The sequence below is a fragment of the Acetobacter sp. genome (assembly GCF_022483985.1).
Classification (GTDB): domain Bacteria; phylum Pseudomonadota; class Alphaproteobacteria; order Acetobacterales; family Acetobacteraceae; genus Acetobacter.
The window spans coordinates 2,260,194-2,286,497 of record NZ_JAKVME010000001.1; the positions used below are offsets into that span (position 1 = coordinate 2,260,194).

Annotated in this window: 21 protein-coding genes and 1 tRNA gene; 15 read left to right on the forward strand and 7 right to left on the reverse strand. The window is 58.8% G+C overall.

The window, feature by feature from the left end; all coding sequences use genetic code 11:
- Positions 1-244 precede the first annotated feature (244 nt).
- The gene (locus tag LKE90_RS10035; RefSeq protein WP_291493637.1) at positions 245-1,345 is read left to right on the forward strand and encodes an acyltransferase family protein; all 1,101 of its coding nucleotides are present in this window, start codon (positions 245-247) and stop codon (positions 1,343-1,345) included.
- A 44-nt stretch (positions 1,346-1,389) separates the two neighbouring features.
- Here LKE90_RS10035 and LKE90_RS10040 read toward each other — a convergent pair whose 3' ends face one another.
- Positions 1,390-1,737: a zinc ribbon domain-containing protein YjdM gene (locus LKE90_RS10040; protein WP_291493634.1), complete on the reverse strand. Its 348-nt coding sequence runs from the start codon at positions 1,735-1,737 to the stop codon at positions 1,390-1,392.
- A gap of 119 nt (positions 1,738-1,856) precedes the next feature.
- Positions 1,857-2,972, reverse strand: coding sequence for a THUMP domain-containing class I SAM-dependent RNA methyltransferase (locus LKE90_RS10045; RefSeq protein ID WP_291493633.1), 1,116 nt, complete (start codon positions 2,970-2,972; stop codon positions 1,857-1,859).
- A 237-nt stretch (positions 2,973-3,209) separates the two neighbouring features.
- On the opposite strand from LKE90_RS10045, the gene LKE90_RS10050 reads away from it, so the two are divergent.
- Together LKE90_RS10050 and LKE90_RS10055 are read left to right on the forward strand one after the other, a co-directional pair.
- The gene (locus LKE90_RS10050; RefSeq protein ID WP_291493631.1) at positions 3,210-4,583 is read left to right on the forward strand and encodes a PAS domain-containing protein; all 1,374 of its coding nucleotides are present in this window, start codon (positions 3,210-3,212) and stop codon (positions 4,581-4,583) included.
- 240 nt (positions 4,584-4,823) lie between these two features.
- Positions 4,824-5,486 (forward strand): tyrosine-protein phosphatase, encoded by a 663-nt coding sequence (locus LKE90_RS10055; protein ID WP_291493629.1) that lies wholly within the window; start codon positions 4,824-4,826, stop codon positions 5,484-5,486.
- Positions 5,487-5,659: 173 nt separating this feature from the next.
- Here LKE90_RS10055 and LKE90_RS10060 read toward each other — a convergent pair whose 3' ends face one another.
- Complete coding sequence (locus LKE90_RS10060) at positions 5,660-7,282, reverse strand: ABC-F family ATP-binding cassette domain-containing protein (protein ID WP_291493627.1); 1,623 nt, start codon at positions 7,280-7,282, stop codon at positions 5,660-5,662.
- 577 nt (positions 7,283-7,859) lie between these two features.
- Between LKE90_RS10060 and glf the strand changes: the two genes are divergently transcribed.
- Positions 7,860-9,008, forward strand: a complete 1,149-nt coding sequence (gene glf / locus LKE90_RS10065; RefSeq protein WP_291493775.1) for a UDP-galactopyranose mutase — start codon at positions 7,860-7,862, stop codon at positions 9,006-9,008.
- A gap of 107 nt (positions 9,009-9,115) precedes the next feature.
- Here glf and LKE90_RS10070 read toward each other — a convergent pair whose 3' ends face one another.
- Positions 9,116-10,432 (reverse strand): AI-2E family transporter, encoded by a 1,317-nt coding sequence (locus LKE90_RS10070; protein WP_291493625.1) that lies wholly within the window; start codon positions 10,430-10,432, stop codon positions 9,116-9,118.
- A gap of 201 nt (positions 10,433-10,633) precedes the next feature.
- Positions 10,634-11,239: an NUDIX domain-containing protein gene (locus LKE90_RS10075; RefSeq protein WP_291493623.1), complete on the reverse strand. Its 606-nt coding sequence runs from the start codon at positions 11,237-11,239 to the stop codon at positions 10,634-10,636.
- Positions 11,240-11,391: 152 nt separating this feature from the next.
- Between LKE90_RS10075 and LKE90_RS10080 the strand changes: the two genes are divergently transcribed.
- The 4 genes from LKE90_RS10080 (at position 11,392) to LKE90_RS10095 (ending at position 13,994) form a co-directional block, all read left to right on the forward strand.
- Positions 11,392-12,600 carry an MFS transporter gene (locus tag LKE90_RS10080; protein ID WP_291493621.1) on the forward strand — a complete coding sequence of 403 codons (1,209 nt, stop codon included), beginning with the start codon at positions 11,392-11,394 and terminating at the stop codon, positions 12,598-12,600.
- A gap of 119 nt (positions 12,601-12,719) precedes the next feature.
- Complete coding sequence (locus LKE90_RS10085; protein ID WP_291493619.1) at positions 12,720-12,980, forward strand: hypothetical protein; 261 nt, start codon at positions 12,720-12,722, stop codon at positions 12,978-12,980.
- Positions 12,981-13,219: 239 nt separating this feature from the next.
- A complete protein-coding gene (locus LKE90_RS10090) occupies positions 13,220-13,816 on the forward strand; it encodes a TIGR00730 family Rossman fold protein (RefSeq protein ID WP_291493617.1) in 597 nt (198 codons plus the stop codon).
- Between the two features lie 101 nt (positions 13,817-13,917).
- Positions 13,918-13,994: transfer RNA gene (locus LKE90_RS10095), tRNA-Pro, on the forward strand.
- An 885-nt stretch (positions 13,995-14,879) separates the two neighbouring features.
- Here the strand turns inward: LKE90_RS10095 and LKE90_RS10100 are convergent.
- Complete coding sequence (locus tag LKE90_RS10100; protein ID WP_291493615.1) at positions 14,880-15,095, reverse strand: hypothetical protein; 216 nt, start codon at positions 15,093-15,095, stop codon at positions 14,880-14,882.
- 296 nt (positions 15,096-15,391) lie between these two features.
- On the opposite strand from LKE90_RS10100, the gene LKE90_RS10105 reads away from it, so the two are divergent.
- The 3 genes from LKE90_RS10105 to LKE90_RS10115 all read left to right on the forward strand — a co-directional run bounded on the left by LKE90_RS10105 (position 15,392) and on the right by LKE90_RS10115 (position 19,470).
- On the forward strand, positions 15,392-16,252 hold the full coding sequence (locus LKE90_RS10105) for a hypothetical protein (protein WP_291493614.1): 861 nt from the start codon (positions 15,392-15,394) through the stop codon (positions 16,250-16,252).
- Between the two features lie 349 nt (positions 16,253-16,601).
- Complete coding sequence (locus LKE90_RS10110; protein WP_291493773.1) at positions 16,602-18,368, forward strand: aminopeptidase P family protein; 1,767 nt, start codon at positions 16,602-16,604, stop codon at positions 18,366-18,368.
- 70 nt (positions 18,369-18,438) lie between these two features.
- Entirely contained in the window at positions 18,439-19,470 is a 1,032-nt protein-coding gene (locus tag LKE90_RS10115; protein WP_291493771.1) for an isocitrate/isopropylmalate dehydrogenase family protein, read from the forward strand.
- 197 nt (positions 19,471-19,667) lie between these two features.
- Here LKE90_RS10115 and LKE90_RS10120 read toward each other — a convergent pair whose 3' ends face one another.
- The gene (locus tag LKE90_RS10120) at positions 19,668-20,345 is read right to left on the reverse strand and encodes a GntR family transcriptional regulator (protein WP_291493612.1); all 678 of its coding nucleotides are present in this window, start codon (positions 20,343-20,345) and stop codon (positions 19,668-19,670) included.
- Positions 20,346-20,568: 223 nt separating this feature from the next.
- Here LKE90_RS10120 and LKE90_RS10125 point away from each other — a divergent pair, with 223 nt between their 5' ends.
- From LKE90_RS10125 to LKE90_RS10140, 4 genes are all read left to right on the forward strand, one after another.
- Entirely contained in the window at positions 20,569-22,893 is a 2,325-nt protein-coding gene (locus LKE90_RS10125) for a TonB-dependent receptor (protein WP_291493610.1), read from the forward strand.
- Between the two features lie 124 nt (positions 22,894-23,017).
- The gene (locus tag LKE90_RS10130; protein ID WP_291493769.1) at positions 23,018-24,280 is read left to right on the forward strand and encodes a cation:dicarboxylate symporter family transporter; all 1,263 of its coding nucleotides are present in this window, start codon (positions 23,018-23,020) and stop codon (positions 24,278-24,280) included.
- Positions 24,281-25,324: an Ldh family oxidoreductase gene (locus tag LKE90_RS10135; protein WP_291493608.1), complete on the forward strand. Its 1,044-nt coding sequence runs from the start codon at positions 24,281-24,283 to the stop codon at positions 25,322-25,324.
- A 116-nt stretch (positions 25,325-25,440) separates the two neighbouring features.
- Positions 25,441-26,259 (forward strand): EAL domain-containing protein, encoded by an 819-nt coding sequence (locus LKE90_RS10140; RefSeq protein WP_291493606.1) that lies wholly within the window; start codon positions 25,441-25,443, stop codon positions 26,257-26,259.
- Positions 26,260-26,304 lie beyond the last annotated feature (45 nt).

Below are 26,304 nucleotides of genomic sequence, written 5' to 3' on the forward strand. Positions count from 1 at the left end.
AAAATCGATATCAAAAAAGCCTTGAGGTTTTATCCGAAACCCGTTGACGACATGATTTCCAGAAGTCGCCAGCATTATGGCGGACCTGATGGCAGAGGAAAGCTTTGACGCGCACCAATTCCTGCCATTGAAAAACATGATTATACCTGTTCTCCTGACGTGAGGATGACTCTTCACACACGGAACAGGGTACAAAAACAGCAATGCAGTTCTTATACTCACGCTCTTCATCCCACACCCGGCGATGAAAAACGTACGTTTTGACGCGTTGCAGTCCGTGCGTGGACTGGCCGCACTGGTCGTTGTGCTGAGGCATGTTCTCGCCTGCTATCCCCTGTCGAGTCATGCCGCGTCAGTCATCGTCTTCTTTCTTTTCAACTCTCCCGCCGCTGTCACGCTCTTTTTCGTTCTCAGCGGATTTGTCCTTACACACTCGCTCGTGGGACAGAGCTTTACCGTAAAGACCGTCCTGACCTTCTGGACACGTCGCGTCTTTCGCATTCTGCCTGCGCTGGTTGTCGTCACGCTGCTGTCGGCTCTTTTTACACGCACTCCATTCGCAAGCTGGCCGGTGGCGGGAAGCGACCCGTCAATGGAAGCACTGCTTCCTCATGACATGCCCCTGTCGCTCACATTACTGGCAAAATGCCTTGCCTCGGTTTCCAGCGCACTGGTGCCGCAGAACTGGACCGTCGCCGTCGAACTGATCGCGGCTCTCTTTTTTCCCTTTCTCTGGGCGTCCAGCCGCAATGAAAGCCGGATTTTCCTTCCTGTCGTGCTGTCTGCCCTGCTCCTTTCCCTCTGTGCGCCATCAGGCGGCAAGGGGCTTCCCTTTATTTACGGATTCAGTTTCGTTGTGGGGATCATTGCCTATCGGGGCTGGCAGAACACGAACATCATGCTCACATCCACCGGGATCGTGCTGGCGGCGGTCGGCATGTCGCTTCCCACCACACTGCTGACCGAGCCGGAAACACTGGGCGCGATATTCAACGCTCCGAAGCTGGTTATTCCGGAGGCTGTCTGCGCGGGCTTTCTGCTGTTCGGTCTGGCCCGCAACGGCCCGATCGCAACCCTGCTTTCAAACAGGGCGCTGCTCTGGCTTGGCGATATTTCGTTCAGCCTGTATCTCGTGCATTTTCTGGTCATCGCCATCGCAGGACGACTGCTTTCCCCTGCGCTTCCGGCGTTTTCAATGCCGGTGCGGGAAGGTATGGTTTTCTGTCTGACCCTGCTGATCGGACTACCTGTGAGCCATCTGCTGTATGAGAAGGTGGAAAAACCGGCGAACCGGTTGGGTTACCGGATTTCCCGCCTCTTTCAGTCATCACGCAAGGCTTTCTGAACCGGCCTGAACCGGCTCAGCCCCTACGCGCCATTTTCGGAAAATCAGACCTTCTTCACGAACTCGGATTTCAGGTTCATCGCGCCAAAACCGGGAATCTTGCAGGCGATATCATGTCCATCCGTCCCGTCGACAAGACGGATTCCCTTGACCTTGGTGCCACCTTTCACGACCTGCGATGATCCCTTGATCTTCAGATCCTTGATGACGCTCACCGTATCGCCATCCGCCAGCACATTGCCGTTGGCGTCACGGATCACGCGTTCACCCTGCTCTCCGGCTTCCGCAGCCTCGCCAGTCCATTCATGAGCGCATTCCGGGCAGATCCAGAGAGGACCGTCCTGATACACATGCGCCGATCCGCATTTCGGGCATTTCAGGGTTTCGCTCATCTCGCACTCTCCGTTACTGACAGACGCAGGGTGCGTCTTCGCGGATGCAGGCATGACAAACCGACGCCCCTGATACAAGCCTGCGTCCCTCCAGAAAGGCAGATTTCACATCTGACCGTTCAGGGCAACGGCGCCGTATGATAGAGCGTCACACGTAGTCCGCCGTGCGGAACGGGTGCTGCTGTCGGCAGAAATGGCAGCGTCGTCGCATGGGCAAGCGCTGTTTCCGTCGTCACGATCCCAACCCGCCAGCCGGAAAAACGGCTCAACAGTGTCTGGCCGAGCGCCCGGTAGAGAGGGATGAGGGCCTTTTTGTCTCCGATCCGGGTTCCGTAGGGTGGATTGACGATCACCAGACCCGGCGACCCCTCCGGAGGCTGAAGTTCACTGATTGTCGCCTGTTGCAGCGTCACATAATCGGCGACGCCCGCCTGCTCCAGATTGGCGCGGCTCATGGCGATGGCGCCTGCATCCCGGTCACTGCCGTAAAATCTGACAGAGGGTGTGCGTTCACTTTTCACAGCCCGCATCTGCCCCCACGCCTCCGGATCGAAGGTCGCCAGTTCCTCGAAAGCGAAATGGCGTGAGCGTCCGGGATTCAGACGGGCCGCAATTTCGGCGGCTTCCAGCAGAAAGGTGCCTGAACCGCACATCGGGTCCACCACGGGTTCACTGCCGGTGTAGCCGCATTGCCGCAGAAAAAGGGACGCCATGGTTTCGCGGATGGGTGCCCGGTTGACCGCCGCCTTGTGCCCCCGCCGGTGGAGAAGAACGCCGGACGTATCGACACTGATGGTGCAGACATCCCGCTCAATCCGCGCCCGCACCAGAACGCCGCCTTCTTTGGCCTCCGGCGCTCCCAGCGTTTCGCGGATGGCACGGGTGATGCGTTCCACCGCAGCACCCTCGTGATAGATTTTCGAGGCCATGCAGTCCGCCTCGACATGAAAGGGGATGTCCGGACGCAACACATCCGCCCACGGCACAAGGCGCGCGCGCTGATCGAGCTGCGCCAGATGCATCACACGAAAACTGTCGATCCGGGCCAGCACACGGCTTGCGCCGCGAACCCACAGATTGGCGCGCCAGACCTCCGGCCAGCCGCCCAGAATCGTGACGCCACCGGGGACGGCGACGGGGCGTTTGAAGCCTTTAAGGCGCACCTCTTCACACAGGACTGTCTCCAGTCCGGGAATCGTTGCCAGAAAGATCTCGAAGGGGTGCGGTCCAGTCATTGGACTTCCATGACAGGAAGCGGCTTTCCGGGCAAACAGGGCTCGCCGGGAACGGTCGAAAAAGGTTTATAAATCGTTAATTAAAGAGACATCTCGCCGGAAACGCCTCTATCTGATTCATTCTTTTGACAAAAAAGTCCGACAGGTGTTTCATAAGATATCTTTTTTATAAAGAAATGCATTCTGGTCCTGCACTGAGACAGCGTGTGCAGCCTTTCCTGATGATCCGGAACTGCCATGAACATCATCGCCGCTGTCACCACACCTTCAATGCACGCCACTCTGGATCTGCTGCCGGACCTGATCTGCGTGGTCAGTCCGGAGCGACGGGGCGATTATTTCAACAAGGCCTGGCGGACCCATGCCAACGGGTCCAGTGACGATTTTGCCTCGGATTCCTGGGTCAACTGGATCATTCCGGAAGATCAGGAGAAGATCGAACAGGCTCTGCGCCTGTCTCTGGAAACTGGCGAACAGCAGGTGACGGAATGCCGTCTGACCGGGTGCGTCTTCCACAGTCCGGACTGCCGTGGTCGATGGTTTCTGTTCCGGGCCGTGCCCCACAGGGATGGCAATGGCACGCTTCAGTTCTGGTTCCATATCCTGACTGACGTCCATGAGCAGAAAACGCGGGAACAGGAAACCAGACACACTGCCCATTTGCGTATGGCCATGCTCAATGTGAGTTCAGACTGCATCAAGGTGATCAATACCGACGGCACGCTGGCTCATATGAATGAAGCCGGCTGCACGGCGCTGAGCGTCAATCCCAATTCGGGTTTCGGCATGAAATGGCTGCCGCTGCTTCCCGAGGCCGCCTGGGAGCCGGGTGAGAAGGCGCTGAATGAAGTCCGTAACGGCGTAGAAGCCCGCTTTGGAGGCCTCAGTAAGATACCGGGACAGCCACCGCGCTATTGGGATAATATCCTGACGCCCCTCTTCAATATAAGCGGCAGTGTAGAAGCCATTCTCTGCGTGTCCCGCGATGTGTCGACAGTAAAGGAAAACGAGGAGCGGATCGGCCTGCTTCTGCGGGAGGTCACGCACCGCTCGCGCAACATGCTGACTGTCGTTCGGGCCATGCTCAGACGGACGGTCCCGGACCCGCGTGAACCGTTTGTGACAGCCCTCGATCAACGCATCAATGCCATTGCCCGCGGTCTGGACCTGCTGGTGCGGGAGCAATGGACCGGTGCGCGCATTGAAGATATCGTGACAGCGCACACTGCCGCGCACGGCGCGATATGCCCCACCCGGCTTCGCATTGATGGCGATTCCCATATCCGTCTGCGGACGGAGGCGGTGGAAAAAATCGGCCTCGCCATTCATGAGCTGATGACAAATGCTGTTCTGCACGGCGCTTTTTCCAATGACACCGGCACGGTAATGATCAACTGGCGTATTGAGGGAGAGGGCGATGACGCCCTGTTCCGACTGCGATGGAAAGAGCGGGGCGGCCCGCCACTCACCGAACCGCCTTCAAAGGGTTTCGGCACGGCGGTCATCGAGCGCAACCCACGCGGAATAGAGGACGCGCATGTGATCTACCTTCATGAAACAGAAGGCGTATCATGGGAGTTCACCGCTCCTGTACGGCGCGTGCTGACCTGACCGGCCCGCCTTCAGCGATCAGCCCACGAAACCCCGTTTCTTCGTAAGCAGGCTTCTGCCCCAACAGACCGGCATTTGAATATCCGGGCTGCCCTCCAGCGAAAACCCCTTAACTCTTTCATTCCCCTCATCTCTCTATCATGCCGTGACGAGAGAGCCCCTTACGCTAGCAGCGCAGCCATCTTGGAGAGACGCCTCTCTCTCCCTATACTCTGCCCCCCAACAAACAGGAGCATCCTTGTGTTCGAAGGAAGTCTGGCCTCGCCGAGCGGCCGTCGCAAAGCCTGGATGGACAGCCTGTTCGTGGACCATGCGGTTTTCAGGCTTGTCTGGACCAATTTTCATGCGGTCGTGCCGGGCAAGGTCTATCGCTGCAACCATCCGACACCCGCCCGTCTGGCCGCTGCGAAGCGTCGCTTCCACCTGAAAACGCTGGTCAATCTGCGTGGACACCGGAAGTGCGGATCAGACGCCCTCTCCCGCAATGCGGCGAAGCAACAGGGGCTGATCCATGTGGATATGGCGTTTGAAAGCCGGGGCGCGCCGCACCGCGATCGCATCCTGCGCTTTGAGTCGCTCTATCGCTCGCTTGAATTCCCGATGCTGATGCACTGCAAGTCCGGCGCGGACCGTGCGGGCCTCGCCTCCGGTCTTGTCGTGATGTTCGAGGGCGGCACAACCGATGAGGCGCTCCGTCAGCTTTCATGGCGTTTCGGACATTTCAACCGCTCCCGCACCGGGATTCTGGACGCCTTCTTCTGGCGGTATCGCATCGAGGCCGAAGGCAGTATCCCGTTTCTGGAATGGGTCGAGCATCATTACGACGAAGCTGCCCTCAAGCGCGATTTCGTTGCGGGCAGGCTGGCGTCATTCATTACCGACAAGGTGCTGCGGCGTGAGTAATACCAGCGACGCTACGGGTTACCCTCCTCCCGGTTCACGGCTCCCGGAAAGGGGTAGGCCTCCCATCCCGATGTACTGATGTCAAAAAACGGGCCGTTGGCGGGATACGGGGCAGGCCCCGGAAATCTCCCCGACAAAACCATCCGGCGCACTTCAGTCGGTATAAGCCCCGTTCACGCGTGCAGACCGGGCGCTTCCCTGCCGGTACGAGCCACATACTCCGAATAACCACCGTCATAGCGATGGATGCCTTCCGGCGTCAGTTCCAGCACACGGTTGGACAGGGCGGCGAGAAAGTGCCGGTCATGCGAGACGAACAGCATGGTGCCCTCGTATTTCGACAGGGCGTTGATCAGCATTTCCTTGGTGCCGATGTCGAGATGGTTGGTCGGTTCGTCGAGCACGAGGAAGTTCGGCGGATCGAACAGCATCAGCGCCAGCACCAGACGCGCTTTCTCGCCACCTGACAGAACGCGGCAGGGTTTGTCGATATCGTCGCCCGAGAAGCCGAAACCTCCCGCCAGCGCCCGCAGGGCGCCCTGATTGGCGAGGGGGAAGTTGTCTTCAAGCGTCTCGAAGATCGTGCGGTCACCGTCCAGCAGATCCATGGCGTGCTGGGCGAAATACCCCATCTTCACGCTGCCGCCGAGCGTGACCGTTCCGGCGTCCGGTTCCGTCGTGCCGGTGACGAGCTTCAGCAGTGTGGACTTGCCCGCGCCGTTCACACCGAGAACACAGCACCGCTCCTGACGGCGGATCATCAGGTCGAGCCCTTCATAGATCACCTTGCTGCCGTATTTCTTGTCCACACCCTTCAGCGTCACGACCACATCGCCGGAACGCGGCGCGGGTGGAAACTCGAAAGACAGAGTCTGGCGACGCTTCGGTGGTTCCACACGGTCGATCTTGTCCAGTTTCTTCACACGGCTCTGAACCTGCGCCGCATGGGAAGCACGGGCCTTGAACCGGTCAATGAAGGCAATTTCCTTGGCAAGCATGGCCTGCTGACGCTCGAACTGGGCCTGCTGCTGCTTTTCGTTCTGGGCGCGCTGCTGTTCGTAGAATTCGTAGTCACCCGAGAAGCTGGTGAGATTCCCACCGTCGATCTCGATGACCTTGTTGATGATGCGGTTCATGAAAGCGCGATCATGCGATGTCATGAGCAATGCGCCATCGTAGTTCGCAAGAAACTGTTCGAGCCAGATCAGACTTTCGAGGTCGAGATGGTTGCTCGGTTCGTCGAGCAGCATGGCGTCCGGACGCATGAGCAGGATGCGCGCCAGAGCAACACGCATTTTCCAGCCGCCTGACAGCTTGCCGACATCGCCGTCCATCATTTCCTGACTGAACCCGAGGCCATCCAGTACCTCACGCGCCTTTCCGTCCAGCGCGTAGCCGCCCAGTTCCTCAAAGCGTGCCTGCACTTCCCCGAAGCGCTCCAGAATGGCGTCCATCTGATCCATCTGCTCGGGGTCGGCCAGTGCCGCCTCAAGTCTGGACAGTTCCGCCGCGACCGTGGAGACCTCACCCACGCCGTCCATGACTTCGGCGACGGCGCTCCGACCTTCCATCTCGCCAACGTCCTGACTGAAAAACCCGATGGTCAGCCCCTTGTCGGTGACGACATTGCCTTCATCGGGCTCTTCCTGCTTGGTGATGAGTCGGAAGAGGGTCGTCTTGCCCGCACCATTCGGGCCGACGAGACCAATCTTTTCACCCTTCTGGAGGGAAGCTGACGCCTCGATGAAGATGACACGCTTGCCGTTGTGCTTGCTGATATTGTCGAGACGGATCATGGGGGCCGGGGGTCCTCGGGCGGGCTGATGGAAGCCGCCGGGGTACTATCAACTGCCTTCCGGCGCAAACAGACGCGCTCACTGGGCAGCCCATTCGCCTCAGCCGCTGGCAAACCGGTCACCACTCGCAGTCCGCTGGCTCCGTGGCTGCGCCCATATGATTGCCCCCCGTGACTGGCCCCGTGGTTGGTAAAGAATGGTATAGCGGCAATCCCCTGCCGGGTGACGCTTTCGGCCGTTAGGATGGTGCCTCTTTTGTTCGTTCCTGCTCGCCCAGAAACGAAGTGGCATTTGTTACGCCGGACAGACATCAGAAGTTAACCCAGCCCTCCAAACACATTCATGCAATGAACAACGCTCTGATTACAGAGGCATCGCCTCCCTTTCATTGCGGAGTAAGAGCAAAAACGAACAATACATGTTCAAATACTTGCTTCATTTTATCTTCATGTGTGATTTCAATAGATTATAAAATTATAAACTTTGCTCTCACATACTATCGCGTGTAGACGTTCTGACAGACTATGCGTCAGAAGCCTGCGCACATGTCGTCCGGAACAGCATTTGAGTGTTGCTTATGAGAGTCTGTATTGTTGGAGCGGGGTTCAGCGGCGCCATTATTGCCAGGCATCTGGCGCAGAAAGGCCATGAGGTCGTTCTGCTGGATGAGCGTCCTCACGCTGGCGGTAACTGCCATACCGAACGCGATGCGGCGACCGGCATCATGGTGCACCGCTACGGGCCACATATCTTCCATACAGCCGACCAGCGGGCATGGGATTACATCAACCAGTTCGGAACGTTCCGTCCGTATGTGAACCGGGTCAAGGCGATTTCTCAGGGCAGGGTCTATACGCTTCCCGTCAATCTGCTGACCATCAACCAGTTTTTCGGTGAGACTCTCAGCCCGAAAGAGGCACGGACCTTTATCGAGTCAAAAGCGGATAAATCCATCAAGAATCCGCAGAATTTCGAAGAACAGGCGCTGTCCATGATCGGGCCTGATCTGTATCGGGCCTTTTTCCACGGCTATACCTGCAAGCAGTGGGGCATGGAGCCCACGGAACTGCCCGCATCCATTCTGAAGCGCCTCCCGCTTCGCTTCAATTACGACGACAATTACTTCAACCATCCATATCAGGGCATGCCCGAGGATGGTTACACGGCCATCATCGAAAACATCCTCAGACATGATCGCATTGAGGTCCGGCTGGGCACCTCCTTTGAGGCAGTAGCCGAAGAGTTCGACCATGTTTTCTACACAGGACCGATTGACCGTTATTTCGGCTTCAGGCTCGGACGACTGGGCTACCGGACGCTGGATTTCGAACGGATCGAGGATGAGGGCGATTATCAGGGCACGGCCGTCATCAATTACTGTGACCAGTCAGTTCCCTTCACACGCATTTCCGAACACAAGCATTTCGCGCCGTGGGAAGCTGACACATTCTCGCGCACGGTCTGTTTCAGGGAATACAGCCGACTGGCAGGGGAGCGGGACATTCCCTACTACCCCATCCGTCAGGTCCATGAAAAACGCATGCTTGAAAGCTATATCGATCTGGCCAGAACGGAGAAGAAGATTTCCTTCCTCGGACGTCTGGGAACCTACAGATATCTTGATATGGACGTGACCATCTCCGAGGCTCTGGCGGCCTGCGACCGGATCGACCAGATTGTCGCCTCCGGGGACGCCATCCCGGTTTTCTTTGTCGATCCGACCTGACCGACAGGGAACAAGGTTCCGGGACAGCACTCCCGGAACCCTTCTGAAAATTCACCTGATATAAGAGACTGAATATAAGAGACTGACAACCAATCCGGGCTTTCGCCTTACGAACTGACGTGCGTCCCCGGATGCAGGACAGCCTCTTCATGATGGTGCCCCTGTTCATGCCGCTCAGGCATGGCGCCCGGGCCTCCGATCATGTGACCGATTGGCGTCAGGGAATCGACGTGGTCGCAGATGATCTTGAACACGGCCAGCATCGGCACGGAGAGAAACGCACCGGTAATGCCCCACATCCAGTCCCAGAACAGCAGGGACGCCATCACGAGCACCGGGTTCAATGTGAAGCGCCGCGCCAGCAGCATGGGCGTGATGGTCTCTCCCTCCAGCAGATGGATACAGAGATAGACCGCCGGGGGCAGAAGCGCCTGCACGACCGTTGAAAACGTCAGCAACCCCACGCAGAAATAGATCACGATGCCCGTGCAGGGGCCGATGATCGGAATATAGTTCAGAGCGAACGCCACGACTCCCCACAGCAGGGGGGTCGGCATGCCCAGCATCCAGCACTGGACCGTGTTGGCGACCCCCACGAACACATTCATCATCGTGATGGTGGCCAGATAGAGCGAGATATTCCGCTCGATATGGGACGAAATCTGCACGGCCCGCCGCTTGTCGTTGAAGGTCGGCATGATCTCGACAAAGCGCCGCAGCAGGCTGTCGCCCTGCGCGAGCAGAAAGAACAGCATGATGAAGAAAGTGAAAAGCTGCCCCATGAACGCCTGGGTGCCGAGCAGAAGCGATGAGCCGAGCGGCACGATGCCGGACGCGACACCCGGCGCATGCGGATCGCTCGGCACTCCTAGAAGCTTCTGTATTCTCAGCCCCGTGCTTTCCAGAAAGTGGATGGGGTCATTCAGGATGGCCAGATGCGACTGAACGAGCGTGATTTCCTGCGGCAACTGGGAAAGCCATCCGGCCGCCGGAACCGAAACAGCCATTCCGACCGCAGCAAACCCTCCGAACATGCTGCCGATCAGCAGAAACGCGATGATGGGGCGCGGGAGTTTCACCCAATGTGAGATGACGCGCATCGGCGTCACCAGCATCAGGTTCGTCACCACGGCCATGACCATCGGAAGCACGATCGAGGCGGCAAGTTTCAGGGTATACAGCATCGCCAGAACGGTCAGGATGATCAGGCAGACCTGATTGACGCTCAGCCGGGCCCGCCGCACGGCCTCATGCATGCGGGCCTGCTGCGCGCGTTCCGCGGCGGCTTCCTCTGCCGGTCCACTTGCCAGAACGGATGGAGGGAGAGCCGAACGCCTTGCGCCGCTATCAGGAGCGGCAGATGCACCGGCACCTGTTGCCGGTGACGTCCCTGAAGAAACGGACTCATCGATATCGTGCGGCATACCCCGGACTCCCTCTGCCTTCAGCGGCGTGTCTTTTACCACTGCGTATCCGGAACGGTGGGAGACAGGTCTTCGATTCTGACCCTGCTACAGACTGTGGAAGACGAGTCCCTGTCAATTCCCTATCGTCCGAGAATTGCTTTGCCGACAGTCCAGCCATACGGACATCTCCCCGTGCTTCGCATGGGAAGGGATGTCTGCTCAGACCAGCCCGTGAGAGCGGATCATGGCGAAGGCCGCGAGTGTCACCATACAGGTGATTTCATTGTCACGGACCATCCGCTCGAATTCCGCGAGAGCAACGGTGTGACAGGTGATGTCCTGCTCTGTCTCCTCAAGCGCGTTTTCTCCCGGCGTCAGATCGGTCGCGAGATAGACATGACCGCGCTGGGTAGAATAACCCGCCCCCTGATAGACGACGCCGACATGCTGCATCCGCGCGGCGGACAGGCCGGTTTCCTCCCGAAGCTCACCTGCTGCGACAAGCTCGGGGTCTGCATCGGGTTTCGTCTCCCACATGCCCATGGGAAACTCCCACATGCGGCGCTGCACGGGATAGCGGAACTGCTGGATGAGCGTCACGGTCCGTTCGCCGCCCTCACCGCCCACAGGCATGATGACGACGAAGTCGCCCCGCTCGACAATTCCGTAGAGACCGTCCTTCCCATTTGGACGACGGATGATATCCTCCCGCACCCGTGTCCAGGGATTTTCATAGGCGATGCGAGAGGAAAGCGTGATATATCCTCCGTCATCGGGGGTATCTGTAGGCAAACCGATACTGTCTGCTGATGGTTTCGTCGTCATAACGGATTACCTCCCCACGTGATGGGCGTTCGTATCAAGGCATCTGAAACATCGCTGTCTCCGAAGCGTTGCAGGCTAGACCGCCCGCACGCATGCAGAAACCCCTGCTCCTACCCCCTGCCCCTGAAACGATCACTGCCACCGGATGCTGCATGACTTCTTCTCCGCCCCATACTTCATCCGTCATCGTCCGCATCTATCCGGTTCTGCTGTTCACACTGGCCTGCTACACGGTCATCGGTCTTCAGATGGCGGTCGTTCCGCTTTTCGTGCACCTCACGCTGGGATACAGTGCGGCGCTCGCCGGATTTGCGGTCTCCGCCCAATATCTTGCCACACTGGCCACCAGAACCTGTGCCGGAAAGCGACTCGACACCAGTGGCGCGCGTCCCGTGGTTCTTACGGGACTGATCGTGGGCGCTCTGTCCGGGCTTCTGCTCGCGGCGGCAACGTTCTGCACAGCGATCCCGTCGCTCTCCCTTGGCCTGCTGCTCATCGGTCGCGCCCTGCTCGGCTTCAGTGAAAGCTGGGTGGCGGTCGGCGTCATCATCTGGAACATGCACAGGGCGGGCGCTGCACATTCGGCGACCGTCATTTCATGGAACGGCGTCTGCTCCTATGGCGGGATTGCGCTCGGCGCGCCGATTGCCGCCATGATCTTTTCCTCTCACGCCTCGTTCGGCGGCCTCGTCGGGGTCGGGCTGCTATCAACGCTGCTCTTTGTCGCCTGCATTCCCAACGCCCTGCGTCAGGAAACCACACGACCGGCGCCACAGACTGGTCCGAAACCCGGTTTCACGGCCATTTTCCGCGCAATCATGCCGTATGGCTGCGCGCTGGGCGCGGGTTCGGTCGGGTTCGGCGCGATCGTCTCCTGCCTGACGCTCTATTTCAACGACAGGAACTGGAGCGGTGCGGCCATTGCACTGGCCGTTTTCGGCGGGTTCTTTGTTCTGACCCGGTTCATCTTCTCGAACATGATCCGAAAGATCGGTGGCGAGAGGGTGACGCTGATCTCAATGGGGGTTGAAACGCTTGGCCTGCTGGTCATCGCGGGAGGTTCCTCTCCCATTCTGGCCAATATCGGAGCGGCTCTGACGGGTGTCGGTTTTTCGCTGGTTTTCCCGGCTCTGGGCGTGATGGCCATCGAACGGCTGGGGGCGGAAAACCGTGGTGTGGCGCTGGGTGGGTTTTCCGTCTTTCTTGATCTCGCCATCGGCGCGTCCGGGCCGGGGCTGGGGATGATCATTCCTGTCTGGGGCTTTCCGACGCTGTTCGTCGTGGCCGCCGCGTTCTGCGCTCTCGGGTTCTTCCTGACCCTCACCCTGCGGAAGAACACCCATGCCGTGCCTGCGTCGTGAGGCGGCTCCATTTCCGGAATTCCTGCGATCTGGGTGAATTTTCTGAAGCTTCCGGCAGTCGGATTCTGTTGTGCATGGAAGATGCAGGCGGGTAGCCTGAGCAAAACGGAGCGGACAGAATGAAACGCTGCACCATCATGTTCTGGGTCGGTTACGGGCTCATCGGCATGGCCTCTCTGGTTCTCTGCATGGCAGTCTGGAAAAACATGTTTCCGGGCACAAATCTGGCGAATGGAGCAGAAGCCCGCCTTCTGGGAATGGGATTTGGCATGCTTGGAGCCGGAAGCGGTCTGGCGGCATCGGCTTTTTCTCTTCTGTCCCGGCCGTACGCCGCCGGTCAGGATGACCGTTCCGCTCGCGTTCCAACTGACCGTCCATAACTGTCTGGCGATAACTGGCTGGCGATAACCCCGAAGACCTCTTCCATCCGCACCGTATCCAGACGAGACGCTCCGTGCGGCAGAAAAGCCTCCCCGCAGAAATGATCGTCGGGAATACGGCGTTGAGTGACTTGGCGTAAAGGTATGAAGCTGTATCATGACCTTATGGAAAGACGGCGGCTGTCGAGTGACGGCTGAGCCGGAGAAAAACGCCTGACACGTCATGGAGAGTTACCTGCATGTCTGCCCGCATCAATGCCGCCGCTGTCTTTTGCGGCTCCCGTTTTGGAAATCTGCCAGCTTACAGGGACGCTGCGGAAGCCGTGGGAACCGGACTGGCCCGGGCTGGCATCCATCTGGTCTATGGCGGTGGCTATGTGGGTCTGATGGGCGTCGTGGCGGATGCCGCGATACAGGCGGGCGGGCGTGTCACCGGCATCATCCCCGAATTCCTTGAATCGCGTGAGGTCATGCATCATGGCGTGACGGAGCTGGTCGTCACGGATTCCATGCACACACGCAAACAGAAGATGTTTGCCATCGCTGACGCATTTCTCATTCTTCCAGGCGGTTTCGGAACCTTTGACGAGCTGATGGAAATTCTGACCTGGCGGCAGCTCCAGTTGCATTCCAAGCCCATCCTTGTCGTCAATGTCGAAAACTGGGCGCAGGGCGTGCTTGCGATGCTGGACGAGGCGGTCAGTCAGGGCTTCGCCTCGACCGAGGCGCGGGCGTTGATTGAAGTGGTGTCCGACGTGGAAGCGGCCCTGCACCGTCTGGAGCTTGTGACCCACTCTTCCGGCCATGATGCTTCCGAAGCGACAGCAAGGCTGTAAATTTCCAGTATCAGGGCGAAAATAAACGCCCCTTCAGGGGCTCGATGATATTTCGGCTCTTGCAGTCAAGCACGAGGGGCGCTATTAGGCCCGCACCCAATCGGAGTGTAGCTCAGCCTGGTAGAGCACTGTGTTCGGGACGCAGGGGCCGGAGGTTCGAATCCTCTCACTCCGACCAGGGGTTTCAACGGATGGCCCGACATCCGCGCATAGAAGCTGCTGTTCGTCTGAACGCAGGCTATAGTGAATATCTCCGAACAACCACAGCGTAAGCCTCGTTCTTCCCATCACGCCATTGGGCAGGAATACATCACCCGCACGAATCGTGCCTGTACAGAGCTTCTCTGACGCCCGGTTCGTGGATGCCAGAACATGGACGCGCCTTTGTCAGCTTCACCCCCTGCGTCACACAATACTGATACAGGGATGGCGTAGCGGGCGGGCCTCCGGGAGGTAGCCGGGGCACGCGCTCACGCGAACACCCAGACGGTTGACGGTACCTGCACACACCACAGCACATCCAGTCAGTGATACATGCCACAATGATAATATCGTCAAACCGGAAGAACACACCACTCCATTACTGCCGGATTGTGGCTGGATTTCTTCACGGATTACACAACATTCAGATTCGATCAGCCTGTTATTTTCAGAGCACGTTCCCATATGCCGGTGTTTTCATTTGAACCGGGACTGTTCTAGACAGGGTGGAGAAAGGCTTCCGCCTTCCGATTGAACTCCGGTCCGGGAACCATGACTTTTACAACCGTTTCCTTTCGCCTGCTGCTGATGACGTCGGTTCTGTGTCTGCTTGCGGCATGTTCCGGCCCTACCCGGCTGTCACCTCATCAGGAGATCCGGCGGGACCAGAGAAAGCTACACAGTTGTAACGAAATCTCGGACCGGACCGCCCGTGGCCGGTGTCTTATGGCGGAATCCAGACGTCATTATCTGTATCAGCACCCAAAGAAAGCACCCGTCCGAAGCCGTTAGGGCGACATCCGTTCGAACTGCCTCTCGGATGTCGCTCAGATCGAGCAAGACTGTCCTTTCCATTCTGCTGTCAGTTTTTGTCCTGAGTGCTGCGCGATTGCGGCATTTCCGACAGGTCTCCTTTGGGAGGGCCGGCAGCGTCCTCATCAAGATTGATCTCTTTTTCAATCTGTTCGGTATGCGGCGAATTATGGTCCCGTATTATTGCCTTTTCCGCGGAGCAGGCGATCAGCGCCGAGCACAGCAATACAGCGACAAGTCCCCGGACTGTTACAGAGCGCGGCACGGTGTTTCTCCTGAATTCAGTGAATAACCTGAACAATAAAGTCACAGTAAAATCGAAACAGGAATGTGTCGATATTCCAACGTTACAGGGCAGGCTGACGCTATTTCGTCCTGTCCCGCGATCAGAAGAGACTTCAGAAGAGACTGAGGAGAGCCCGGAGCTCTGCGCCGGGACACTTCCTTTTCCGGAGAATCGCCTGAAAACCGGCCTTTGAATATGCTGCCCCCCTTGCTCTTGCGCGCCGTCTCTGGTCCAACCCGAGATCAAGAGAACACGCTCAGGAGAACGAGTGCGCCATGCGAACAGGACAGATTGCGGCCATGCTGCTGACCGCATTGGCGCTTGAAGGCTGTTACGCCCAGTACAACTACCGCCCCACCGGCTATGAAGACGGATGGACGATGGGCCATCATGCCGGTCATCTCGGCTGGTATGATCAATATGGACACTGGCGGGGCTGGTTCGATGGAGCCTCATGGCATGACGCTCACGAGAAGCCTCAACCTGCTGCATCACCTTCGCTTCCCGCCCCCTCCGCTTCTGTCGGTGGCATGGCGTCTGGCCTGCGTGGACCAGCCAGACTCTCAACGGCCAAACCCTCAGCGGTCAAATCTCCCACTCCGGCTTCCGTCAGTTCTCCGGAAGAGACGCCGTCCGCCATTAACCCGGTTCCGGACGCCACACAGGTCCCTGCGCCGCAGCGGGCACCGATAACGCCGCCTGCCGCAGTTCCCAGCCCGCTCCCCGTGGCAGTTCCGGCGCAAGCGGCACCGGTTGCCCCGCCACCGGCTCTTCCCGCCGTTGCACCAGCCATTCCGCACTCTCCCGCACCGGTCAGCGCCCCTCCGAGCCGCTCTGAGCCGGTTGTGCAGCCCGTCCCCGCTCAGCCCGAGCCGGTTCCGAGCGCCGAGCCCCCCGCTCCGGTTCAGACGCCGAATGAGGATGAGATGGCCCCATCGACCACCACCGCGCCAGAGGCTCCTTTCAGGATCAAATCAGGCACATCCATGCCGCAGGGACCGGACGAATCGACATCGGCGGCGTCTCAGATATTGCCTGCGTGGCTCAGCCCGTCACCTGATCCGGTTTCGACCACGCCCTCTGAGCACTTCCCGAGCAAGGCTACCGGCAGAACGACACATAGAGCGACACCGTAGGCTCCACCGGTCTGCGCCCATAGGATTGCGTTTACTTTCTCCTGAGAGGGTGACGCTTTCCAGATGGGGGTGGCGACAGAAATCCGATCTCCAATCAGCCAGATTTATTTGGAGAAACCCCTTATTTTATATAACACTATACAGAATGAATTCGGAATATTATTTCCACATCAACAAAACCGCACCGAAACATCCCCTCGGCACACTCTCTCGCAATCAATCATGAGAGCAAAACCTCCTTATAGTTTGCGGACGGACCACGGCAGAATTGCGGGACAGTTTCCAGTCGTGTGAGGAGACAGAGGAGAGCCCGTTGACAGAGACCACCACCCGTTCCACATCCGACAGGATGAGAGACCGTCTTCAGTCCCTGCGCGCCCTGTTGAAAGAGCACTCTCTGGACGGGCTGATCATCCCGCGCAGCGATGAATATCTGGGGGAATATGTTCCGGCCTGCGCCGAGCGGATGGCATGGATCAGCGGTTTTACGGGCAGCGCGGGACTGGCCATTGTTCTCTCTGACAGGGCCGCCGTCTTTTCCGATGGACGCTACATCACCCAGATGGACGATCAGGTCGATGGCGTCCTGTGGGAGCGTCACCATATAACGGAAGCCCCGCCTCGTGGCTGGCTTGAAAAGAACGCCCCAGCAAAGGCCCGGATCGGCTACGATCCGCGCATCGTCAGCCGCTCCGCGCTGCTGGCTCTTCAGACGGATGCGGTCACATTTATCCCGACAGCCTTCAATCTGGTCGATGTCATCTGGACCGATCGCCCTGCGCCTCCCTCCGCTCAGGCACGAATTCATCCGCTGGAATTTTCCGGACAGACCAGCGCGGACAAACGACACAGTCTCGGCACGCAACTCGCAAAAAATGGATGGGCCGCAGCCATCATCGCCGACTGCACATCAGTCGCGTGGCTGCTGAACATTCGCGGGACCGACGTGCCGCACACGCCTGTAGTGCTTTCCTTTGCCGTCCTGCACAGCAATGGGCAGGTCGATCTGTTTGTGGACGGGGCAAAGATTACGCCTGAGCTTCGTGACTGGCTTGGCGACGATGTGACCCTCCTTTCCCCAGACAGACTGGAAGACTCCCTTCGCGCATTGAAGGGGCAGACGATTGCCGTCGATCCTGCCGCGACACCGGTCTGGTTCAGCCAGACGCTGGAGGACGCGGGAGCGACCATCGTGGACGCAGTCGATCCCTGCGCCCTGCCCCGCGCCCGGAAGAATACCGTCGAACAGCAGGGGGCCCGCGCCGCCCATCTGCGTGACGCCGTTGCCGTCTGCCGGTTCCTGCACTGGCTGGACACCCATGCCGCTGGCTCGACCGAACTGGAACTGGTGGAGCGCCTCCAGACCTTCCGGGCTGAAGCGCCGGAATATCGTGACGATTCCTTCGATACGATCTCAGGCGCCGGACCGAACGGGGCCATCATCCATTACCGCGTCACGCCGGAGACCAGCCGCCTCCTTGGCGCGAACACGGTCTATCTTGTAGATAGCGGCGCGCAGTATCCGGATGGAACGACGGACATCACCCGCACGGTGTGGACAGGACCGGATGAACCTCCTTCCGCGCTCCGGGAGGCTTTCAGTCGCGTGCTGAAAGGCAATCTGTCTCTGGGGCGGGCACGCTTTCCTGCCGGCACCACCGGCAGTGCGCTTGATGGTGTGGCGCGTTATGCGCTGTGGCAGGGCGGGCTGGATTTCGACCACGGCACCGGACACGGAGTGGGGAGCTATCTTTCCGTGCATGAGGGACCGCAGCGCATCTCGAAGCTGCCGAGCACTGTGCCTCTGGAAGCAGGCATGATTCTGTCCAACGAGCCCGGTTACTACCGTCCGGGATCGTTCGGAATCCGGCTGGAGACTCTGGAGATGGTCAGAACCTCTGAGGTCGGACAGGACGGACGAAACTTTCTTGAGTTCGAAACGCTGACTCTCGCTCCTTTCGACCGTCATCTGGTTGATCCGGCGGTTATGGGGCCGGAAGCCTTGGATTTGCTTGATTCTTATCACGCCAGAGTGCTTGCGGAGGTTGGTCCCCTGCTCTCCGGGGAGGCAGCAACGTGGCTGGCGCATGCCTGCTCTCCCATCAAGAGGAAGTGACAACACGCAATTGCGTATCGCGCTGGCTCTCAATGCGGGGCAGAAGGGGCAGCGGATGTATAGGGAGTTCATGATGACGAACAGCAAAACTATCCCCGCCACCCTTATTCCGGGCGATGGTATCGGCCCCGAGATTATGGACTCGGTGGTCGAAATCCTCGATGCCGTTGGTGCTCCGTTTGCGTGGGAACGCCACATTGCTGGCATGGCCGGGGTTGATGCGGTCAACGATCCTCTTCCGAAAGACACTCTTGAGAGCATCCGCAGGACCGGCCTCGCCCTCAAGGGCCCGCTGACCACCCCGAGCGGTGGCGGCTTCAAGTCCATCAACGTCACGATGCGGCAGGAGTTCGGCCTCTACGCCAACCTCCGTCCGACCAAGACAATCATTCCCGGCGGTCGTTACGAAGACATCGATCTGGTCATCGTCCGCGAAAACCTCGAAGGCTATTATGCCGCGATGGAACACATCGTCCCATCCGATGGCGACCCGAAGGGCATGGCGATCAGCGGCGGCTACGTCTCCCGCAAGGAGTGCGCACGCATCGTCCGCTTCGCGTTCGACTACGCCGTGAAGAACGGTCGCAAGAAAGTGACGCTGGTTCACAAGGCCAACATCATCAAGCTGATGAGCGGTATGTTCCTTGAGGAAGGCCGCAAGGTCGCAAAGGAATATGAGGGCAAGGTCGCCGTTGACGAGAGCATCGTCGATGCCGCCGCCATGCGTCTGGTGACCAACCCGTGGCAGTTCGACGTGATCGTCACGACCAACCTGTTCGGCGATATTCTCTCCGATCAGGCAGCCGGTCTTGTCGGTGGTCTTGGTCTCGCGCCGGGCGCGAACATCGGCGAAAAAGCCGCGATCTTCGAGGCGGTGCATGGCTCCGCTCCTGATATCGCAGGCAAGAACCTCGCCAACCCGCTGGCTCTGCTGCTGGCTGCGGTGATGATGCTGCGTCACATCCGTCGTGACGATCTGGCCGACCGGATCGACGCGGCCATCAAGAACCTGATCACGAGCGGCAAGGTTCGCACCCGTGACATGGGCGGCGAAGCCGGCACGAAGGAACTGACAGCGGCCCTGAAGCAGGCTCTCGTCTGATTTTTCTTGGTCTCATGAAGCGCTGATCGGGAAAACAGTTTCCGGCCAGCGTGCGGAAAAGCCCTGTCGTTCTGCGACGGGGCTTTTTTATGGCTGAAGCAGTCTGTTTTCCCCGCTTTCCGCACCCGTCATGTTTCGGCCCGCCTGTCTGCGGAAGCCATCTTGCAACATCGGGTTTCCTGTCTGGAAAGTATTTCTTATCCCGCAGACTGGCCTGAACGTTTGTTCCCTGAACGCACATTCAGCACCCTTTCAAGACGGGTCAAATGCTCGTTCATGATCCGGATCGCTTCTTCCATGTGACCTTCCGCCATTGCGCTGATGAGACGGCGGTGATTGTCGCAGGAACACTGGGCGTCTTCAGTCGGCTGATAAAGCGCCGCGATCAGGACCGTCCGTGTGGTGAGTTCTTCCAGAATACCGGCCAGAACGGAATTGCCCAACGCCTCCGCGAGGTAGACGTGGAAATGCCCCAGCAGGTAACTGCGCTGTGCAAAATCGTCCTCATCGATGGCTTTCTGCTGTTCGGCCACATGCGCTTCCAGTTGCCGGATCGCTTCCGGCCGGATGCTTTTCTGCATCAAGAGAAACCCGACCTCCACCGCCCGGCGGGCCTCTATCGTCTCACGCGCTTCCTCTACTGTAGGTTCGATGACAAACCAGCCGCGTCTCGGAGAGACGGCTACGATTCCCCTGCTGCTGAGCCGCATCATGGCCTCACGCACGCGCGTACGGGAAACACCGAAAATCTCGCCAAGTTCCTTCTCACCAAGCCGCTCGCCGGGTGAAATCTGCCCGGAGAGCACGGCCTGAATGACACGATGCTCGATGAGGTTGCCCGCGACAGGCAGAGTTTCTGTCTTGTGTTCCTGCATGTGAGAGCTATGGACCTCTCCCGGAAAACGGGCAAGCGCGGAGCGGGCCGCCTCCCGGCGGCGACTCCCACACCCTATCAAACCGCCTCAAATATATTTCGTATTCGATACGTTTTTATGTGGAATATTACGTTCTCGTATTATATCTGGTATACAAGATGTGCCGCGATGTTGAATCAGGGCATTTCCCGCTGAGTTGACTCCCATGATCCGGAGACGCCTGATGTCCTGTGTCCCTACCCGCCGTCTGCTTTCTTTCCGCACAATTCTGCTGTCCACGCCTCTTCTGGCCATTCCGTTCATCTCTGAAAATTCCTTTGCAGCACAGCCTGTTATTCATCATCCTGCGAAATCGAACGTGCGGAGCAGACTCCCGCACAGCATAAATTCTCCGGCCAGCAGCGCTGAAAGCGTCCATGTTGTCTCCCGGCGTGGCGTAACGGGCGCGGGACAGCATGAAGCGCATTCCGAAACCGTTATTTCCCGAAAAGAGCTCCAGAACCGGAATATCCGTCAGATGACCGATATCGTCCGGATAGCTCCCAACCTGACCATCCAGCCATCCTTCGGCAGTGCGGCTCTGAATTTCGCATTGCGTGGTGTCGGTCTTATGGATTTCACACAGAACAACACCCCTTCCGTCATGCCTTATGTTGACGGAGTGGCCTATCCCATCAGCATCATGACATCCGGCATGCTGTTCGACATGGATGATATTTCCATTGCGCCCGGTCCATCAGGCTTCACGCATGGACAATCCACCACGGGCGGGGAAATCAACTTTCATACGGGTGATCCGACGCCGCAATTTCATGCCGGACTGACGGAAGACATAGCCAGTTACGGCAGAAACCGCGTGGAAGGTTTTGTTTCGGGACCGATCTCCCGCTCTGTTTCCTTCCGACTTGCCGGTCAGTCCCTGACGGGAGGTGGCTACCAGCACAATTCGAAAGGCCAAGGCTACGGCAACGCCAATATTGGCGCGCTCCGGGGCAAGCTGCGCTGGCAAATCGACGACGCTTCCACGCTTGATATCGGCGGTCACTGGACGACCGATCAGTCGGAAGCCTCATCGGGACATAATCTGTACAACAGCTATGGCGTGCCGATCACTTCAGACCTCATGGAAACGGAATGGGGACTTGACCCACGTTTTGCCAAAATACTTGGCATAAATGGAAAAAATCAGAAACCAAGAGAAGACAATCTGTTCTGGGGAGCCAATGTCCGCTTCACCAGAGATTTCAGTTGGGGCCGTCTGTGGACGATCAGCGCCTACGAGGCCGTGGATGAGCATGAGCTGACAAACCAGACAAATTCCGTTGCAGCTTACGGCAACATGTTCCGAAACAACCAGTCGAACGTGTTCTCGCAGGACATCAAGCTGGAATCTCTCGACACGCATGCCCGTTTCCACTGGGAGGCGGGGATGTATTACAGTCGTTCCCGCATGGCTCAGAGCTTCTGGTACGATTCATCCGACCGCCCTGGAACCACGCCCCTCAATCAGACGGCCTACAGCCAGAATCAGCAGAACTTCAATCAGTATGTGCAGCTTTCCTACCGTATCCTGCCGAAGCTGACATTGATCGGCGCGATCAGCCATGAGTCCGACGACCGGCAGATGCTGAACGTCACGAGCACCGATTACAATCTGAACACCGGCGCGGCCATAAAGTCTCAGAATTTCGGAAACTTCGGCGCACTGACCAACCAGTTTGCGGGACGTGTTGGCGCGCAATACCAGTTCACACGCAATATCATGGGATATGTCATGTTCTCGCGCGGCTTCAAACCCGGCGGTTTCTCGGCGAACATCACACAACAGTCCAGCCAGCTCAAACCGTTCAAGCCTGAACAGGTCCTGACCTATGAAGGCGGTTTCAAGACCATGCTGTTCGACCGACGCCTGCGCTTCAACGCCGCCGGTTTCTACTACGATTATCGGGACCAGCAGTTGCTCGGCAGTATTCTGGTTCCGCCCTATGGTGTGCTGGGCGGCTATGTGAATGCTCCCCGCTCCTATATTTACGGTGCGGAGTTCGACATTGAGGCGCACCCGTTCCGCGGTCTCGTCCTGACGCAGAACTTTGGTTATCAGAACGGCGTTTATTCCCAGTTCCAGAGCCTGAACCGTAGCGCGACCACGGCGCAGTTCGCTTCAACAGGCGTCTGGTCGCCGGTCAATACGAACTATAACGGCTACAATATGGGTCTCGCCAACCTCACGCTTTCCGGCGCCGTCACTTACACATGGAAGGTCCTGAAAGACTACGAAATGACGTACGACGCGGATTACAGCTATCGCGGCGCACAAACGCAGCCCCAGCATATCGGCGATGGCGGCATCTATCGCGCTCCAGCCTACTTCCTCGTCAACTCCTTCCAGACCTTCGCAGCTCCGAAACAGCACTGGTCCGTCACGGTCTATGGCCAGAATCTTGCCGATCGGCGCTATTGGCTCTCGGGAGGAACGCAGGCAACATTCTATGGCGTCATTCCGGGCCTCCCCCGCTTTGTCGGCGCAAAAATCAACGTGAGCTACTGAGGTCGGCGCGGATACGGTGTTCTTCAGCGTGTCCGTCACTATATTTCATCGAACACACGGAAAGGCGCCCATGACGAAATCCGAGACCGCTGCGCCGATATCTCCGCAGCACGGGTCAAGACGCATGCCGGGCATTTTCGTTCAGGTGGTCGCCGCCACCTGCCTCGGCGTGCTGACCGGGCTTTTCCTGCCCCATCTTGCCGGGCAATGCCGCTGGCTCGCCGACCTGTTCCTGCGCCTGATCCTGATGGCGGTTGGACCGCTGCTGTTCTGTATTGTCGTCACCGGAATTACCGGCACGGGTTCTTTAGGCGCTGTCGGCAGACTGGGGCTTCGCGCCCTGATCTATTTCGAAGTCATGACGACCCTTGTGCTGTTCCTCTCTCTGGGCGCTGCTCTTCTGATCGAGCCGGGGCGTGGTCTGCCTTTCGCTCCGACTGCTGAAGACGCGCATATGGTCTCTTCCTATGCCGGAAACGCCAGCCTTCTGCATGGGCAGGGCGTGACGGGCTTCATCCTGAGCGTGATTCCGCGCTCTCCTGTCGCCGCTTTCGCTGAAGGCAATATTCTTCAGATTCTTTTCTTTGCGATCCTGATTGGCTGCTGTCTTTCTCATATCGGAGAGGCAGGCGCGCCGGTGACACGGCTGATAGACAGTCTGTCCGTAGTCTTTTCCCGCATGATGCGGATTATTATCGCCACAGCCCCGCTCGGTGTTTTTGGCGCCGTCGCCGCGACCATCGCCCAGTATGGTCTGGATGCGATCGCGCATCTTGCATCGTTTGTCGTGCTCTACTTCCTTGCCATCGCCATCTTCATCGTGGTGATCCTTGGCGGCTGCCTGTTTCTCTGCGGGGTGCAGCCCCTGCGCTTCGCACGCTATTTCCGGGAAGAGCTTCTGATCGTGACGGCAACGACCAGTTCCGATTCAGTCCTGCCGAGCATCATGGCCAAGCTGGAAACCATGGGCGTCTCCAGACAGGTCGTCGGACTGGTTGTGCCTGCGGGTTACTCTCTCAATCTCGACGCCCTGTCGATCTATCTCGGATTCGCGGTGGTGTTCCTCGCCAACGTGACCGGAACGCATCTGACCGCAATGCAGATGCTGTCGATGCTTGCCACGGCTCTCATCACCTCCAAGGGCGCGCATGGCGTGCCGGGCATCGCCATCGTGGTACTGGCGGCGACGCTGGCCGCGGCCCCCTCCATTCCGGTCTCCAGTCTTGTCCTGCTGCTGGCAGTCGACTGGTTCATCGGCATCGCCCGTGCCGTCGGCAATCTCGCCGGAAACTGCGTGGCGCCCGTCGTCATCGCGGCATGGAATGGTTCTCTTGATCGCGAGCAGGCTCGTGCCGCCCTCGCCCCTTCACCGAAAGCAGGTCTCTGAGTGACTGACGAAACACGTGTCCACCATTATCCCGCGGAAATGCTCGAACACCATGTGCGGACTCTACTTGTCGAAGCAGGCGCTCGGCCTTCGGACGCAGCAGAGACAGCACGGGCGCTGCTGCATGCCTCAAGAATTGGCGTGGACAGCCACGGCGTCCGTCTCGCGGGCTACTACGCCGATCTGCTGCGCTCGGGCGGCCTGAACCCCACGCCCGCTCCACTCTATACACGGACAGCCATTGCGACAGGCCGGCTGGATGCCGACAGCGGGCTTGCCCATCCGGCCTGCTACCGCGCCATGTCCGAAGCCATGCTGCTGGCGAGGGAGGCGGGCATCGGCGCTGTCGGCGTGCATCGTTCCACTCATTTCGGAGCGGCGGGCGCCTATGCGGTCGAAGCGGCGCGGGAGGGCATGATCGGTCTGGTTGTGAGCAACTCGGACTCGGCCGTTTCCCTGTTTTCAGGTACTGCTCCGTTTCATGGAACCAATCCGATCGCCGCCGCCGCTCCGGTGCGCGACGCCGATCCCTGGCTTCTCGATATGGCGACCTCGTCCATCCCCTTCAACCGCGTAAAACTCTATCAGGCGCTCGGCATCGGTCTGCCCGCGGGCGTTGCGCTGGATGAGCATGGCGCGCCAACGCTGGACCCACAGCGCGCCTCCTTTCTCCAGCCGCTCGGCGGAGAGGCGTTCGGTTTCAAGGGCGCGGCCCTTGCTGGTCTTGTCACCCTTCTCTCAGCCGTGATGACCGGCGCGGACACAGACCCGGTGATGGTCGGCACGGATGCCGGGCAGACGGCGGATAATCGTCAGAATGTCGGTCATTTTGTCATCGCCATCGACCCTGAACGTTTTGTCGGCCGCGATTCCTACGACACGGCGATGGCGCGCTACCTGAGCCTGCTGCGCAATGGACCTTCCCTTGATTCCGCTCATCCCGTCATGGCCCCGGGCGATCGTGAATGGCAGGAAGCCCGTCATCGGATGGAGACCGGGATTCCGGTTGATCCGGAGACCCGGACAAAACTCGATTTGCCCTGAGCGGTCTGGCTGCCGGATTCCGTATCCGGCTTTTTCATCCAGAACAGCATAATTTACCAGAAAGTTACCTGCTGTTTGTACCTTCTCCTGTGATCCGCCTTACCGGGAGAGTTTTTTTGCCTGTTACATCCGTTTCTGGTCGCCCGGAGACCGCTCAACGTATCACGTCGCATCTGACAGGCACGCACGCGAGACAAAGGACCGATGCCAGCTTCAACATCATACCGCGCTTTTCTCTTGCGAGCCTGGCTTTTGTAGGCGGCGACCTCTGCCCTCCTCCATCCTTCGCACCGGGGCGCATGACGCCCCGGCGCCGTCAGAAAGACCCTGTCTGGCTACCGCTGATATCGGAAGGATGCAGGGTCGCGACCGAACTTCCGGCAGGTTGCCGTCTGGCTCTGCCGGTCGAGGCGACGGACGCTTTTCCCGAAGACCTGCTGAGCCATCTTGCCGACATCCTTGCCCGCAACCCGCTTGAAATTTCGAAGCTGGATTTCGAATTTACGGAATCGAGCCTCGCCGTTGACAGCGAGATTCTGATTTACTCGCTCGCCGCCCTACGGGACGCGGGAGCCGGACTCGTGCTCTCGGGTTTCGGCATGGGTCTGACGAGCCTGTCCCTTCTGCGGGACAGAAGCTTTTCCGGACTGCTCACGGCTGTAAAGCTGGACCGCCACCTCTTCTACCACGAAGACCCGGCCCATCTTCAGGCTGGCCAGAGCATCGCCCGCGCCGTGGTGCAACTGGCGAGCGATTTCGGGCTGGACACCCGTGCCGACGGTGTGGACACGCCTGAAACGCTGCATTTTCTACAGGCCATCGGCTGTCAGGAAGGACGCGGCAACAGTCTCGGAAAGCCCCAGCCTCTGCTGGATTTTCTTAAAAATTCGGGACCTGTGCGGTCGGACACGAAGAAAAGAAAACGCAGATCGTGACGGTCAGGCGTGGACAGGAGGAAGTCCAGCTTTTAAGTCCCCGCT

What these genes read in the sequence shown, in the direction of transcription:
- LKE90_RS10070 (WP_291493625.1), bottom strand. Translation starts at nt 10,432, where the DNA reads ATGCCGCACGATATCGATGAGTCCGTTTCTTCAGGGACGTCACCGGCA.
- LKE90_RS10060 (WP_291493627.1), bottom strand. Translation starts at nt 7,282, where the DNA reads ATGATCCGTCTCGACAATATCAGCAAGCACAACGGCAAGCGTGTCATC.
- LKE90_RS10075 (WP_291493623.1), bottom strand. Translation starts at nt 11,239, where the DNA reads ATGACGACGAAACCATCAGCAGACAGTATCGGTTTGCCTACAGATACC.
- LKE90_RS10130 (WP_291493769.1), top strand. Translation starts at nt 23,018, where the DNA reads ATGCCGGGCATTTTCGTTCAGGTGGTCGCCGCCACCTGCCTCGGCGTG.
- LKE90_RS10035 (WP_291493637.1), top strand. Translation starts at nt 245, where the DNA reads ATGAAAAACGTACGTTTTGACGCGTTGCAGTCCGTGCGTGGACTGGCC.
- LKE90_RS10040 (WP_291493634.1), bottom strand. Translation starts at nt 1,737, where the DNA reads ATGAGCGAAACCCTGAAATGCCCGAAATGCGGATCGGCGCATGTGTAT.
- LKE90_RS10125 (WP_291493610.1), top strand. Translation starts at nt 20,569, where the DNA reads ATGTCCTGTGTCCCTACCCGCCGTCTGCTTTCTTTCCGCACAATTCTG.
- LKE90_RS10115 (WP_291493771.1), top strand. Translation starts at nt 18,439, where the DNA reads ATGATGACGAACAGCAAAACTATCCCCGCCACCCTTATTCCGGGCGAT.
- glf (WP_291493775.1), top strand. Translation starts at nt 7,860, where the DNA reads ATGAGAGTCTGTATTGTTGGAGCGGGGTTCAGCGGCGCCATTATTGCC.
- LKE90_RS10090 (WP_291493617.1), top strand. Translation starts at nt 13,220, where the DNA reads ATGTCTGCCCGCATCAATGCCGCCGCTGTCTTTTGCGGCTCCCGTTTT.
- LKE90_RS10120 (WP_291493612.1), bottom strand. Translation starts at nt 20,345, where the DNA reads ATGCAGGAACACAAGACAGAAACTCTGCCTGTCGCGGGCAACCTCATC.
- LKE90_RS10080 (WP_291493621.1), top strand. Translation starts at nt 11,392, where the DNA reads ATGACTTCTTCTCCGCCCCATACTTCATCCGTCATCGTCCGCATCTAT.
- LKE90_RS10110 (WP_291493773.1), top strand. Translation starts at nt 16,602, where the DNA reads ATGAGAGACCGTCTTCAGTCCCTGCGCGCCCTGTTGAAAGAGCACTCT.
- LKE90_RS10085 (WP_291493619.1), top strand. Translation starts at nt 12,720, where the DNA reads ATGAAACGCTGCACCATCATGTTCTGGGTCGGTTACGGGCTCATCGGC.
- LKE90_RS10045 (WP_291493633.1), bottom strand. Translation starts at nt 2,972, where the DNA reads ATGACTGGACCGCACCCCTTCGAGATCTTTCTGGCAACGATTCCCGGA.
- LKE90_RS10105 (WP_291493614.1), top strand. Translation starts at nt 15,392, where the DNA reads ATGCGAACAGGACAGATTGCGGCCATGCTGCTGACCGCATTGGCGCTT.
- LKE90_RS10050 (WP_291493631.1), top strand. Translation starts at nt 3,210, where the DNA reads ATGAACATCATCGCCGCTGTCACCACACCTTCAATGCACGCCACTCTG.